Consider the following 13449-nt stretch of genomic DNA (forward strand, 5'->3'; position numbering starts at 1 on the left):
TTTACTAAACATAAACTTCTGGTAAAGGTATCATACCACCCAAATAACTCCAAATGAATTCTGCTTATTTTTTCAAAAAAATAGAAAATACTATATATATTCAACTAAAATTAAACCTAATATTTAAAAATTAATAAAGCATAAAACAGGTAAGTACAATTTAGCCAAAATACCCTAAATATAATTTTGCAAATACTACCTGCTACGCTACTCTTAATTGCCGAATAAATACGCGACAAATGAAACTTCTACCTACTTTTGTATAACGCTAAAAATATCCTTGGCAATGTATTTGCCTCTTTAAAGGTTATAGCTTACAAATTCGTTTTGATTAAATATGATGAAGTACTTTTTAATTTTTTCGACACTCCTGGTTCTATTAGCAGGCTTTGTAGCGCCAAAGTTTAAAACCGTAAATATCACCAAAAATATTTCGGTGTCGCTGCCCCAGGACTTTGCCGTAATGCCCGATGAGGTTATTGCGTCTAAATATCCTTCGCCCCGCAAACCGCTGGCGGCCTATACCAGCCCTAACCGGCTGGTCGATTTTGTATTAACCGAGCGGCCCAGTATGTTTCATAAAGATGACCTGAAAATGGTGCAGCAGTTTTACAAAACCAGTATTCAGAATAAATATTCGGATATTAAGTTCATGCGGGAGGAAATTAAGAAAATCAGAAACCAGGATTTTGTTATTTTTGAATTTACCTCAACTGTGCGGGACGAAGATCGTAAGACTAACCGGTTGGCTCCTATCCGGCGGTACACCATTGTACAATATACCATTTTTAACGAGAAGCTGTATATTTTTACGATTAATGTACCCATCGATTTGAAACCTTCCTGGGAAAAACCAGCTAATAAAATAATGGAATCAGTTAAAGTAAGTTAAATTCCAGCATTCCCAATTTTTCTGAATATAGTTCGGGTACGGCCTGCTTTTAAACTTTATAATTTTTAATGGTGCTATCAGTTTTCAGCGACGAATATTACATGAAAGAGGCTTATAAACAAGCCTTGTACGCCAGAGAAGAAGGCGAAATTCCGATTGGGGCGGTGGTGGTTTGTAATAATAAAATTATAGCCAAAGCCTATAATCAAACCGAAAAATTAAACGACGTAACCGCCCACGCCGAGGTATTGGCAATTACCGCCGCTTCTAATCATTTAGGCAATAAATATTTAAAAGATTGTACGTTGTACGTTACAGTAGAGCCTTGTGTAATGTGTGCGGGCGCCAGTTACTGGGCGCAATTAAAACGAATTGTATTTGCTACTACCGATCCCAAAAGAGGTTTCCGGAGGTTTGGCAGTAACTTAATTCATCCGAAAACCGAAACCGAGAGCGGTATTTTGGCCCACGAGTGCGCCAATCTTATGACGGATTTCTTTTTGAATAAAAGGATATAGGGCCTATCTTTGAACTGTTACGTAAATAAATATTCAACCTTAAAAAATAAAACTATGGCATTTGAACTTCCGCAATTACCTTACGATTACGATGCGTTAGAACCACACATCGATCGCCAAACCATGGAAATTCACCACACGAAACACCATCAGGCGTATACCACCAACTTAAACAACGCAATTCAGGGCACCGAACTGGAAGGCAAATCGATAGAAGAAATATTAAAACAAGCTGGTCAGGGCTCTCCTGCCGTGCGGAACAATGGTGGCGGCTATTACAACCACAACATGTTCTGGCAAATATTGGCCCCCAATGGCGGCGGCGAACCTAATGGTCCGGTAGCAGAAGCCATTAATGCGGCTTTCGGGTCTTACGATAAATTTAAAGAAGAATTTACCAAAGCTGCTACTACCCGCTTTGGTTCCGGCTGGGCCTGGCTTTGCAAAATGGATAACAATTCGGTACAAATTTGCTCCAGTGCCAATCAGGATAACCCGTTAATGGGCGTTGATAACTGCAATGGCTTCCCGATTCTGGGCTTAGACGTTTGGGAGCACGCTTATTATTTAAAATACCAGAACCGCCGTCCGGATTATATTTCGGCCTTTTTTAACGTAATTAACTGGGCCGAAGTAAACCGCCGCTTTACGCAGGGTAAATAATTTTACGTTTTATGCATAAAAAAAGCTCATCTGACCCAGTTGAGTTTTTTTTATGCAAGCTACCTCCACAAGGCTAAAACTCATACAAGATACCCGCTACGGTGGCCGTCATTAAACAGGCTACCGATGCGCCCAGCAAGGCATACAACCCTAACCGGGATAAATTACCTTGCTGTTCGGGCGCCATACCACCAATGCCGCCAATCTGGATGGCAATAGAACTAAAATTTGAGAAACCACACAAGGCGTAAGTAGCCATAATAATAGATTTCTGACTGAGGGTTCCCGCCTCCTTCATTTTAGATAAGTCCAGGTAAGCTACAAACTCGTTAATGGCCGTTTTCTGCCCCAGCAAACTACCTACCTGTAAAGTATCGGCCCACGGAATACCTATCAGAAAAGCAAATACCCGAAATATTTGCCCCAATAAATATTGAAAAGAAAGGCCGTTGAACTGCCCGTTGGTACTGGCTACCACCAGTTCGTTCAGGCCGGTTAAGCCGCCAAACTTTATTAAAATATAGTTTAACAGGGCAATAATGGCAATAAACGCCAGCAGCATACCGCCCACGTTCAAAGCCAGGCGCAACCCGTCGGCCGCCCCTATGGACATAGCATCGATAAAGTTTACGCCCAACGATTCTTTATTTACCTGCAAATTGGTGTTGATTTTGTCTATTTCGGTTTCGGGCACCAGCATTTTAGACATAACAATACCGGCCGGCGCGTTCATGACAGAAGCTGTAAGCAGGTGCGCGGCAAAAATAGCCTGCTGCGCCGGGTCACTTCCTCCCAAAAAGGAAACATAAGCCGCCAGTACCCCGCCCGCCAGCGTAGCCATACCACCCGTCATCAAACACATCAGTTCGGACTTGGTCATGTTGTTAATAAAAGGCCTTACCAGCAAAGGGGCCTCCGTCTGGCCCAGAAAAATATTACCTGCCGCCGATAAACTCTCGGCCCCGGATAAGCGCATCCCTTTCGACATAATCCAGGCTATGCTATACACCACCTTTTGCAGCACGCCTAAATAATAAAGGCCGGCCGAAACCGTAGAAAAGAAAATAATAGTAGGCAGCACATTAAAAGCGAAAATATAACCCAAGCCGCCATTAGCGGCCGGATTGGCCAGGTTACCAAACAGAAACTCAGCCCCGGCACTGGAAAAACTCAGCAACCGCACAAACGCCCTGCTCAGAAACTCGAAAATACTTGTAATAAACGGGACTTTGGTTACCAGAAAACCGAACAAAATCTGCAACCCAGCGCCCACGACTACCAGCCGCCAGTTGATGGCTTTTCGGTTAGTGGAGAACAAATAACCAATACTAATTAATACCACCAGGCCCAGCAGACCTCTGATTATGCCCATAAAATTATATTCCTGTAAAAGGCTCCAAAAGTACTGCATATTCTATTCAAAACAAACAACTGGCACCGTAGACGCGGATAGAGATAATGATACTTAAGGCCTTACTTACAAATATTTAAAGGAGGGATCAGGGCATAAATTATTCTACCGGTTTTGGAAGAAGGCCAGGTGCTAAAAAGATTTTTATAGAAAAAAAACTAATATATTGTAGTAAAATTATTTACTTTGCAGCCGTAATACGCTTTCCTCCTTTTTGCAGGATTGATTTATAAAGAAGAGGCGAGAGAATAGGCTCCGCGACCCTCTGGCAACCTCATCCAATTGAAAGGTGCCAAATCCTATCCCAGTAATGGGAAATATAAATTAATTAAAAATGAAAAAACCGCCCTATACAGCCTTATTCTTTGCTGCACCTAATTCAGGTGAGGCTTTTATTTCTGTTACTCGTTTTCCCAGTTCAGTTGGCTGTTGTTGCTGTTGCAACTTTAGTGGCTAGGGTATTTTCCTATATTTGCGGCTGCTCTGTTTTATTACAGCCAAATAAAATTAAATTTAAGGCTATTATAATAACCCAATATAAAAATTATAAAAAGCATGTCCACTCAAAATCTAAAATTTGAAACCCTTCAGTTACACGCCGGTCAGGAGGTTGACCCTACTACCGGTTCCCGGGCCGTACCGCTTTACCAAACTACTTCTTATGTATTTAACAGCGCCGAGCACGGAGCCAATTTATTTGCCTTAAAAGAGTTTGGCAATATTTATACCCGCATCATGAACCCCACCACCGATGTTTTTGAAAAACGGATTGCGGCGCTGGAAGGTGGGGTAGCGGCGTTAGCGGTAGCTTCGGGGCAGGCGGCCCAATTTATTGCCCTGAATAATATTATGCAGCCCGGCGATAATTTTGTAACCAGCTCTTTCCTCTACGGCGGTACTTACAACCAGTTTAAAGTATCGTTTAAGCGCATTGGTATTGAGGCCCGTTTTGCCGAAGGTGATGCAATAGAAAATTATGCCCGACTAATCGACGAGAATACCAAAGCCATTTACCTCGAAACCATAGGCAACCCCGGCTTTAATATTCCGGATTTTGAAGCTTTCGCCACCCTGGCCCAGCAACATGATTTGCCTTTGATTGTAGATAATACTTTTGGTGCGGGCGGTTATTTGTTCCGGCCCCTGGAACATGGCGCGCACATTGTGGTAGAATCGGCAACCAAATGGATTGGTGGCCATGGTACCAGCATTGGTGGCGTTATTGTAGATGGCGGCACGTACGATTTTAACAAACCAAAATATCCGCAGTTCTCGCAACCTTCCGAAGGTTACCACGGCCTGGTTTTCGGCGATGTTTTTGGCCCCCAAGGTCCTTTTGGCAATATTCAGTTCATTATCCGGGCCCGGGTAGAAGGTCTGCGTGATTTTGGTCCGGCTATTAGCCCGTTTAACTCCTTCTTATTGTTACAAGGCCTCGAAACGTTGTCGCTGCGCGTACAACGTCACGTAGAAAATTCTTTGGAACTGGCCAAATGGCTGGAGCAGCATCCGCAGGTAGAAAGTGTTAATTACCCGGGTCTGGAAAGCAGCCCTTACCACAACTTAGCTAATAAATACCTGAAACGCGGTTATGGCGCCGTATTATCATTTAACCTGAAGGGCAGCAAAGAACTGGCTACCAAATTTATCGACAGCCTGAAAATGATTAGTCACCTGGCTAATATGGGCGATGCGAAAACCCTGATTATTCAGCCTGCTGCCACTACGCACCAGCAGTTAAACGACCAGGAACAGAAGAATGCCGGGGTTACTCCCACTATGTTGCGGGTAGCTGTTGGCATCGAACACATCGATGACATAAAAGCCGATATGGAACAGGCTTTCCAGAAAGTGAAATTATCGGAAAAAGAATTTTTATTTGCCGACGATTTAAAATAAGCCCGCGCTACAACATATAAACCTAAAACAATTTTACCCAACATTATTCCGGTAAACCATTTACCGGAATAATGTTTTTATTACAGAATTGAGGAATAGCATGCCGCAGGAAATATTTAAGTACCCGTTCCCTTTTGGGGTGGAAAGCGGGCAAACTTTACCCGAAATCCAGATTACGTACCATACTTACGGGAAATTAAATCCTGAGAAAAATAATGTTATTTGGGTATGCCATGCTTTAACGGCTAATTCCGATGTACTGGATTGGTGGAAAGGATTATTTGGCGAGCAGAATTTATTTAACCCGGAAGAGCATTTTATTATCTGTGCCAATATTTTAGGTTCCTGTTACGGCACCACCGGGCCATTGTCCGTTAACCCAGGTACGGGTCAGCCGTATTACCAGGATTTTCCGCCCATTACCATCCGGGACATGGTAAAGGCCCACGATTTACTGCGGCAACACTTAGAAATAGAAAAAATTCATACGGTAATCGGCGGTTCGCTGGGCGGCCAGCAAGCCCTGGAGTGGGCCATCCAAAAGCCGCAGCACATCCAAAATCTGATTGTGGTTGCTACCAATGCTTACCACTCGCCTTGGGGTATTGGCTTTAACGAAGCCCAACGCCTAGCAATATTTGCCGACGAAACTTATTTCCAGCATAAACCCGATGGCGGCAGCAAAGGCCTGAAAGCGGCCCGGGCCATGGCCTTACTCAGCTACCGCAATTACGATACTTATTCTAAAACCCAGTTCGAAAACGACTTAGCTAAAACCGATAACTTCCGGGCCAGTTCTTACCAGAATTACCAGGGCGAAAAACTGGTAAACCGCTTTAATGCGTACGCTTACGTATCATTAAGCAAAACCATGGATTCGCATAACGTAGGCCGGCACCGGGGCAGCGTGGAAGAAGGTTTGGGTTTAATAAGAGCGAAGACTTTGGTAGTTGGTATTAGCTCCGATGTTTTGTTTCCGGTTTCGGAACAACGGTATATTGCCCAGCACATCAATAATGCCGCTTACCGCGAAATAGATTCGTTTTATGGCCACGATGGTTTCCTGATTGAAACCGGCCAGCTTACTCAAATAATAGAAGCTTTTTACGGCGTACCCGTAGAAAAATAACAGATATGCATAAAGATTTAAATATTGGTTTGTTTGGCTTTGGCGTGGTAGGACAGGGCTTGTACGATGTTTTGCTGAACAGCCGCGGCATTAAAGCCAGCATTGCGCGCATCTGCGTGAAAGACCGCACCAAAAAACGTAAACTACCCGCCGAAGCATTTACCTTCGATAAATACGATCTGCTGAATAACCCGGACATCGATATTATTGTGGAATTAATAGACGATGCCGAAGAGGCTTTTAAGATTGTATCGGAGGCCATGAAAAAAGGAAAGAGCGTGGTGACAGCCAACAAGAAAATGGTAGCCCAGCACCTGGCCGAACTCGTACAATTGCAGGAAGAAAATCATGTTTCGCTCCTCTACGAAGCGTCCTGCTGCGGCAGTATTCCCATCATCCGTAACCTCGAAGAATATTACGACAACGAGTTGCTTTACTCAGTAAGCGGTATATTCAATGGTTCTTCTAACTACATATTATCTAAGGTTTTTAACGAAGGACTGGCCTACGAAGTAGCCCTGAAACAAGCGCAGGATTTAGGTTTCGCCGAAACCGACCCTACCCTGGACGTAGGCGGTTTTGACCCGAAATACAAAGTAACCATCATAGCGGCGCACGCTTATGGCTTATTCCTGAACCCCGATGATATATTCAACATCGGTATTCAGAATTTATCGCAGCACGATATTCAGTACGCGAAAGAAAAGGGATATAAAATAAAGCTGGTACCGCACGTAACCAAAATAGATGCCGCCACTATTTCTTTACTGGTAATGCCACAGTTCGTGGATCGCCATCACCCTTTGTACAACGTCGAGAACGAAAATAATGGGGTGATTGTGGAAGCTGCTTTTTCCGAGAAACAATTCTTCTCGGGTAAAGGCGCCGGCGGCTACCCTACCGGTTCGGCTGTTCTTTCGGATATTTCGGCTTTGACTTACGGCTATAAATACGAATACAAAAAACACTTGCAGCACATCGAAGTAAGCTCTTCGAACAACATAGAAGTAAAAGTTTATTTGCGCTACTCCGATAAGAAGTTGCTGCAGCAGGTTCCGTTTGTGAGCATTTCAGAGAAATTCAGCGGCAAAGATTTCCGGTATTTAATTGGCTATGTAAACCTGGAAACGTTGCTGCAGAACCAGGATTTACTCCGGGCTTCGGATGCTTTCCTGGTAAGTACCGGCAATTTTAAATCGGTAACTGCTCCCGACGAGCACGCCGCCAAAGAAGAAATAAAGTTTTCGAAAGAAGCGCTTGCTGAGTAAATATAGGTGGGCACCTGTATCTTTCGGCCATTTTTAAATAAAAAACCGCACCGGCTCATATTATCGTTCTGCAGAACGATAATATGAGCCGGTGCGGTTTTCTCTAACCACGCTGGGGCTAAACCCCAACAAATACCTGAATTCAACCAAAGCCCTAACAGAATTATTCTGCTATATTTTTTAGTAGCTTTGAGCCCTATTAAGAATTATTGAATATGATTAATTCCTTGCTGGTAGGTGACAAAGTAGCGATTGTGGCTTTAGCCCGTAAAGTTGATTTTGCCGACCTGGAACCCGCCATTCAAATATTAGAAAGCTGGGGACTGGAAGTAGTTTTGGGTAAAACCGTTTGGGAAAGCTATCATCAGTTTGCCGGTCCGGATTCCGTTCGCCTGGCCGATTTCCAGACCATGTTGGATGACCCGGCTATTAAAGCCATATTTAGTGCCCGCGGTGGTTACGGCACCACGCGCCTGATCGATCAGGTTGATTTCACAAAATTCCGGCAACAGCCCAAATGGATTATCGGCTTTAGTGATATTACCGCGCTGCACAGCCACCTGCATAACTTTGGCCTGGAAAGCATCCACGGTACTATGCCGGTGCTTTTTGCCAAACCCGGTGCCGGGGAGGCGGTAGAAAGCCTGCGGCGAATATTATTCGGGGAAGAAGTTGCGTACCAGTGTCCGGCCCATGTTCTAAATAAAAACGGCCAGGCCGCAGGCGTGCTGATTGGCGGCAACTTGAGTTTACTCGTTACTTGTTTAGGCACCGCCTCCGATATAGATACCTCGGGTAAAATATTGTTTTTAGAAGACCTGGACGAATATTTATACCACATCGACCGGATGATGGTGCAACTGGACCGGGCCGGGAAATTAAAGAACCTGGCGGGCTTAATGGTAGGCGATATGAGCGACATGAAAGACAATGCCGTGCCCTTTGGGAAAAATGCTTACGAAATTATACGTGAACACGCGGGTAAATATGATTACCCCATTTGTTTTGGTTTCTCTACGGGGCACGAGCCCCACAACCTGGCCTTAGTCTGTGGCCGTAAGGCTATTTTAAAAATTGATGACTCCGGCACTAATCTGGTTTATTCAGAGGCAGTCTGATATTTAAACGCCCCTGATTAAGTAAAAAGCCACCTGGAATAAATAATGAAGCAATATGCTCCATATTTCATTCCGGGTGGCTTATTGCATTGTAAGGTTTATTTTAACTCCCCCTACCTAAATAAATTTATTACATAGCTAACTGGTTGTATAGCACCTGCAAAACAGTTTGCCCAACAGCTCTTAAAGTATTTTTATCTATAATCGACATATTATCGGTGTGCCGGTGATGGTATTTGCCGAATGTCCCATCTGGGCTGGTGGGGTCGTATTCGATAATATCAATACTTGGTACGCCACCCTGGGTCATATAAACGTGGTCGTCGGTAATGGCACCATTCTCGGCGTAAATAAAGTAATCAGAAAACCCCAGCTGGCTGGCCGTTTTCCAGACGTTGTTTACTACCTGGGGCGCATATTGCCGGGAGTAAGCCTCCTGGGCAAATTTTGCGCCCTTGGCTCCTACCATATCCAGCAATATTCCAAAATTGGCCGCGTAGCCGTTCTGGTGCTTGTTTTTGGCCCAATACTGCGATCCCAGGCACCAGGTTTCCTCGGTGCTGCCGTTGGCATCGCCGTAATCTTCCCCGTCGAAGAAAATAATATCCACACCAATACCCGGATTATTGCGGGCTGTGTTTAGTACCCGGGCCATCTCCAGCAAAACCCCTACTCCGCTGCCCCCATCATTAGCCCCATCGGCCGGCTTCGTAGGATTTGCCGGATCTTTATCGGCAAAGGGCCGGGTATCCCAATGCGCCGCTAATAAAATGCGGTTGGCGGCGCCCGTATTGTAAGAACCGACAATATTGCGCAGCTTCAGCACTTTGCCATCGTAAGCGGTACTTTCAAAACTTTGCACTTGCACCCTGGCGCCCAGGCTTTTTAATTTATTTATTAAATAATCGCCGCAGGCCTGGTGCGCCGCGGTATTAGGTACCCGTGGCCCAAAACTTACCTGCTTGGCAACATAGGCGTAAGCCGAATCCGGATTGAATTCGGGAGCGCTAATGTTAGCTACGGCCGGCGCTTCAGATTCCACTACCGTTTCGGTTTTTTTATTTGATTCACAACTACTTAATCCAATACCAAGCGCCAACAGGGCCGCCAACATCCCAATTTTATTCTTCATAAGCCCAGTCAATGCCATTCTTCATATCTTTAATTACCATACGCTGTTTTTTAAATTCGGCCCGTATCTGGTCTACCCGCGCATAATCTTTGGTCGCTTTGGCCTCTTTGTAAAAGCCCAGCAATACCTCCAGTAAATCATTGGCCCCAATCGGTTTCTCTTCGCGCAGCCCCAGTACATCGGTTACCAATGCCGCGTAAGTTTTCCTCACGTAAGCAAAAGTTTCGGCGCTGATGCTCCCCAACGGAATAGCACCGGTATGAATGCTGTTTATTTTTTTTAATAAATTAAATAACGAGGCAATCGTGCGCGCAGTATTTAAATCGTCGTCCAGGCCGTTAAAGCAGTCCTGGGTTAATTTCAGGAGTTCGGCCTCCTGGACTGGATCTACGGCAATCTCCTCGGTGGGGTAGCTTAGTTTATCCAATACATTTAAGCCGTTAATTAATTTAATATAACCTTTCCGGGCCGCTTGTAATGCTTCGTTCGAAAAATCGAGGGTACTGCGGTAATGCGCCTGCAAAATAAAAAACCGCACTGTCATGGGCGTGTAAGCCTGCTGCAATAAATCGTGCTTACCGCTAAATAACTCCGATAAAGTAATAAAGTTATTCAGTGATTTGCCCATTTTCTGTCCGTTAATGGTAATCATGTTGTTGTGCACCCAGTATTTGGCAGTATCGGTGTGGCAACTGGCCTGCGATTGGGCGATTTCGCATTCGTGGTGCGGAAACAGCAAATCCAATCCGCCCCCGTGAATATCAAATTCCGGACCCAAATATTTTCGGCTCATGGCCGAGCACTCCAGGTGCCATCCCGGAAAGCCCTCGCTCCACGGCGAAGGCCACCGCATAATATGTGTATCCGAGGCTTTCTTCCAGAGCGCAAAATCCAGCGGCGAGTGTTTCTCCGATTGCCCCTCTAATTCGCGGGTGTTGGCTAATAAATCTTCTATTACCCGGCCCGATAATTTACCGTAGCGTTGGTTTTGGTTGTAAGCCGGCACGTCGAAATATACCGACCCGTTCACTTCGTAAGCCAGGCCGTTGGCCATTATTTCTTTTATGAGTTCTATCTGCTCAATAATGTGGCCAGAGGCCCGGGGCTCGATAGAAGGCGGCAATACATTCAGCGCTTTTAAATCTTCGTGGTAGCGGTTGGTAAAATGCTGCACCACTTCCATGGGCTCTAACTGGGCGGTCCGGGCTTTCTGGGCAATTTTATCTTCTCCTTCATCGGCATCATTTTCCAGGTGGCCGACATCGGTAATATTGCGCACGTAGCGCACTTTGTAACCCAAATATTGCAAGTACCGGAAAAGCACATCAAAAGTAATGGCACTCCGGCTGTGGCCCAGGTGCGCTTCGCCGTAAACAGTGGGTCCGCACACGTACATGCCCACAAAAGGCGCGTGCAGGGGCTGAAAAACTTCTTTCTTGCGCGTTAGCGTATTATATAAAGACAAAGTCGATTGCATGGGCGCAAAAGTAATACTTTCTTTTTAGAATTTAGAAGCAAGCCGTCCGGAGAAAGATTAAGTTATAGTGCTTATAAAAGATTATTGAAAATTAAACAGCCATATATAGCCTATTTAATCCCGTTACCTGTTCAATAATTTATACGTAGCCGCAATCGGAAAATGGTCGGAATAAGAAACAGAATCGTGCAGGATATAATTTAAAACCTCCCAGCCTTCACCGCAAAATTGGTTATCGATGCGCACAAAAGGTAACTTCCCGTTGTAGGTGGCACCAATCCCCCACCCTTTGGCCTGAAAAGCATTGGTATAATTAGTTTTTAAACGCTGATAGGTATAACTGTAAGGTAAATCGTTGGTATCGCCGCATAAAATAACCGGATAAGGACTTGCCGCTGCATGTTCGAGCAACAAATTTACCTGGTCGGCTCTTTTTACCACGCCTCGCTTAAACAGCCGCAGTAGTTTCCGGCTGCCGGTGGTCAGTTTCTGCTCATCCTGGTAAGTATCCACTATATCTTTTTCATCGATACTCATCGACTGAAAATGAAAGTTGTAAATGCGTACCGTATCCGCCCTTAACTTTACATCAATAAACATGGCGAGGTTGTTCGTTTTTTCGCCAAATCGGATGATGCCTTTGTCTACGATGGGGAACTTAGAGAAAATAGCCAGTCCGAATTGCACGCCATTATTATTGACTAAAGTTTCGGCAATATAAAACCGCTTTCGCTGCTGTTTGCCAATTTTGCTGGTGGAATTAAAAACCGGTGAAGTTGGGTCGTTGTAAAATTCCTGCAGGCAGAAAATATCGGCCGGGTAGTTGGCTACCCATTTAATCATTTTTTTCGACGATTGCTGGTTCTCGTCTTGCAGATGCGCATAGGTATTAAAGATGCGCACGTTGTAACTGAGCACTTGCAATAATTGGGGGTCTACATCCAATAATTCATTATCCGGACTCAGGTTAAAAGCGAAACCCCGCTCGTAATAACTCCACCCGAAAAATATTACCAACAAAGGAATAATGGCTTTAACAGAGCGATTCAGGAGCCAAATAAGTAAAAATAAAATATTCAGTATCAGGGCACCGGGCAAGGAAAGCGCGATGAAGGCGGCCGGCCAGAATGTTTCCGGAGAGATGTACAAACAAAAGATTGCCAACAAAAGCCAAAAAAGAACCAGGCTATATAACCCCAGGAAAAATTTATTGCGCACGTTTAGGTAAGCTATAAAACAAACTTACAAATTAAGTTTTGTCTGTACTAACGTGGGTTAAAAGAAAAATTGCAGCTTGGTTCGGCAGTAGGTTTTAAAAAAAGAAAAGAATTTTTAATTTATGCATATTTTTTGTTTCATTAATCAGGTCTCGTTGGATATGACATAATTTTTTTATAAATTTGTGCCGTAAACAATAAAGATGGGGGGACTACAGTCCCCTATTTTGTTTCGTTATTATTCAGCTAATGATTTTCACCAAAGAAAATATAGAAAAATTTGCTCTTGAAAGCTTACCCGATAAAGATTTATTTATCCTGGGAATTAATGTGTCTGATTCTGCGGTTAAACAAAAGGTTACAATTATTGCCGATGGCGATAATGGCATCAGCATTGATCAATGTGCCACCATTAGCCGCCGGGTTGGCCGCCGGATAGAAGAGGCTTATGGTGAGGAAATTGCCTATACGTTAGAAGTAACTTCTCCGGGTGCCGACCAGCCTTTGCTGTACCCGCGGCAGTATAAACGGCATGTGGGCCGCAAGCTTAAATTAACCTTGCAGGATGGCTCGGAAAAAACCGGTACGCTGGAAGCAGTTTCGGATACCGGCATTAATTTATTAGAAGAAATAAAAGATAAAAAGAAAATAACGACCACGCCGGTGCAGCTTAACTTTACCGATATAGCCAAGTCGAATATTGTAATATCATTTAAATAAAATAA

The 13449-nt window shown here is 44.3% G+C and carries 12 protein-coding genes and 1 riboswitch; of the genes, 8 read left to right on the top strand and 4 right to left on the bottom strand.

Going from position 1 to position 13449, the window contains the following annotated elements; all coding sequences use genetic code 11:
* The first annotated feature begins 337 nt into the window (after positions 1 to 337).
* From AAE02nite_RS07365 to AAE02nite_RS07375, 3 genes are all read left to right on the top strand, one after another.
* Positions 338 to 892 (top strand): hypothetical protein, encoded by a 555-nt coding sequence (locus AAE02nite_RS07365; RefSeq protein ID WP_146896513.1) that lies wholly within the window; start codon positions 338 to 340, stop codon positions 890 to 892.
* Between the two features lie 68 nt (positions 893 to 960).
* Positions 961 to 1410, top strand: coding sequence for a nucleoside deaminase (locus tag AAE02nite_RS07370; RefSeq protein ID WP_146896515.1), 450 nt, complete (start codon positions 961 to 963; stop codon positions 1408 to 1410).
* A gap of 54 nt (positions 1411 to 1464) precedes the next feature.
* Positions 1465 to 2073, top strand: a complete 609-nt coding sequence (locus AAE02nite_RS07375) for a superoxide dismutase (RefSeq protein ID WP_146896518.1) — start codon at positions 1465 to 1467, stop codon at positions 2071 to 2073.
* A gap of 73 nt (positions 2074 to 2146) precedes the next feature.
* On the opposite strand, the gene AAE02nite_RS07380 is transcribed toward AAE02nite_RS07375, so the two are convergent.
* Positions 2147 to 3445 (bottom strand): NupC/NupG family nucleoside CNT transporter, encoded by a 1299-nt coding sequence (locus AAE02nite_RS07380; protein WP_146896520.1) that lies wholly within the window; start codon positions 3443 to 3445, stop codon positions 2147 to 2149.
* A 263-nt stretch (positions 3446 to 3708) separates the two neighbouring features.
* Positions 3709 to 3810: riboswitch (SAM riboswitch) on the top strand.
* A gap of 229 nt (positions 3811 to 4039) precedes the next feature.
* Between AAE02nite_RS07380 and AAE02nite_RS07385 the strand changes: the two genes are divergently transcribed.
* The 4 genes from AAE02nite_RS07385 to AAE02nite_RS07400 all read left to right on the top strand — a co-directional run bounded on the left by AAE02nite_RS07385 (position 4040) and on the right by AAE02nite_RS07400 (position 8898).
* Positions 4040 to 5383, top strand: coding sequence for an O-acetylhomoserine aminocarboxypropyltransferase/cysteine synthase family protein (locus tag AAE02nite_RS07385; protein WP_146896522.1), 1344 nt, complete (start codon positions 4040 to 4042; stop codon positions 5381 to 5383).
* Positions 5384 to 5483: 100 nt separating this feature from the next.
* Positions 5484 to 6512 (top strand): homoserine O-acetyltransferase MetX, encoded by a 1029-nt coding sequence (gene metX / locus AAE02nite_RS07390; protein WP_146896525.1) that lies wholly within the window; start codon positions 5484 to 5486, stop codon positions 6510 to 6512.
* Positions 6513 to 6517: 5 nt separating this feature from the next.
* The gene (locus AAE02nite_RS07395) at positions 6518 to 7780 is read left to right on the top strand and encodes a homoserine dehydrogenase (RefSeq protein WP_146896527.1); all 1263 of its coding nucleotides are present in this window, start codon (positions 6518 to 6520) and stop codon (positions 7778 to 7780) included.
* Between the two features lie 215 nt (positions 7781 to 7995).
* Positions 7996 to 8898 (top strand): S66 peptidase family protein, encoded by a 903-nt coding sequence (locus AAE02nite_RS07400; RefSeq protein ID WP_146896530.1) that lies wholly within the window; start codon positions 7996 to 7998, stop codon positions 8896 to 8898.
* A 130-nt stretch (positions 8899 to 9028) separates the two neighbouring features.
* On the opposite strand, the gene AAE02nite_RS07405 is transcribed toward AAE02nite_RS07400, so the two are convergent.
* The 3 genes from AAE02nite_RS07405 to AAE02nite_RS07415 form a co-directional block, all read right to left on the bottom strand.
* Entirely contained in the window at positions 9029 to 10030 is a 1002-nt protein-coding gene (locus tag AAE02nite_RS07405) for a M28 family peptidase (RefSeq protein WP_146896532.1), read from the bottom strand.
* Positions 10020 to 11507, bottom strand: coding sequence for a cysteine--tRNA ligase (gene cysS / locus AAE02nite_RS07410; RefSeq protein ID WP_146896534.1), 1488 nt, complete (start codon positions 11505 to 11507; stop codon positions 10020 to 10022). Before cysS ends, AAE02nite_RS07405 begins: the two co-directional genes overlap by 11 nt.
* Positions 11508 to 11630: 123 nt before the next feature.
* The gene (locus AAE02nite_RS07415) at positions 11631 to 12725 is read right to left on the bottom strand and encodes an endonuclease/exonuclease/phosphatase family protein (RefSeq protein ID WP_503826133.1); all 1095 of its coding nucleotides are present in this window, start codon (positions 12723 to 12725) and stop codon (positions 11631 to 11633) included.
* A gap of 248 nt (positions 12726 to 12973) precedes the next feature.
* Between AAE02nite_RS07415 and rimP the strand changes: the two genes are divergently transcribed.
* A complete protein-coding gene (rimP, locus tag AAE02nite_RS07420) occupies positions 12974 to 13444 on the top strand; it encodes a ribosome maturation factor RimP (protein ID WP_146896538.1) in 471 nt (156 codons plus the stop codon).
* The last annotated feature ends 5 nt before the right edge of the window (positions 13445 to 13449 follow it).

The organism is Adhaeribacter aerolatus (assembly GCF_007991635.1).
GTDB classification, from domain to species: Bacteria; Bacteroidota; Bacteroidia; order Cytophagales; family Hymenobacteraceae; genus Adhaeribacter; species Adhaeribacter aerolatus.

Excerpts from the sequence above, each read along its gene's own strand:
- AAE02nite_RS07375 (WP_146896518.1), top strand. The coding sequence starts at position 1,465 with ATGGCATTTGAACTTCCGCAATTACCTTACGATTACGATGCGTTAGAA.
- AAE02nite_RS07400 (WP_146896530.1), top strand. The coding sequence starts at position 7,996 with ATGATTAATTCCTTGCTGGTAGGTGACAAAGTAGCGATTGTGGCTTTA.
- AAE02nite_RS07365 (WP_146896513.1), top strand. The coding sequence starts at position 338 with ATGATGAAGTACTTTTTAATTTTTTCGACACTCCTGGTTCTATTAGCA.
- metX (WP_146896525.1), top strand. The coding sequence starts at position 5,484 with ATGCCGCAGGAAATATTTAAGTACCCGTTCCCTTTTGGGGTGGAAAGC.
- AAE02nite_RS07395 (WP_146896527.1), top strand. The coding sequence starts at position 6,518 with ATGCATAAAGATTTAAATATTGGTTTGTTTGGCTTTGGCGTGGTAGGA.
- AAE02nite_RS07405 (WP_146896532.1), bottom strand. The coding sequence starts at position 10,030 with ATGAAGAATAAAATTGGGATGTTGGCGGCCCTGTTGGCGCTTGGTATT.
- AAE02nite_RS07370 (WP_146896515.1), top strand. The coding sequence starts at position 961 with ATGGTGCTATCAGTTTTCAGCGACGAATATTACATGAAAGAGGCTTAT.
- AAE02nite_RS07385 (WP_146896522.1), top strand. The coding sequence starts at position 4,040 with ATGTCCACTCAAAATCTAAAATTTGAAACCCTTCAGTTACACGCCGGT.
- AAE02nite_RS07380 (WP_146896520.1), bottom strand. The coding sequence starts at position 3,445 with ATGGGCATAATCAGAGGTCTGCTGGGCCTGGTGGTATTAATTAGTATT.
- cysS (WP_146896534.1), bottom strand. The coding sequence starts at position 11,507 with ATGCAATCGACTTTGTCTTTATATAATACGCTAACGCGCAAGAAAGAA.
- rimP (WP_146896538.1), top strand. The coding sequence starts at position 12,974 with ATGATTTTCACCAAAGAAAATATAGAAAAATTTGCTCTTGAAAGCTTA.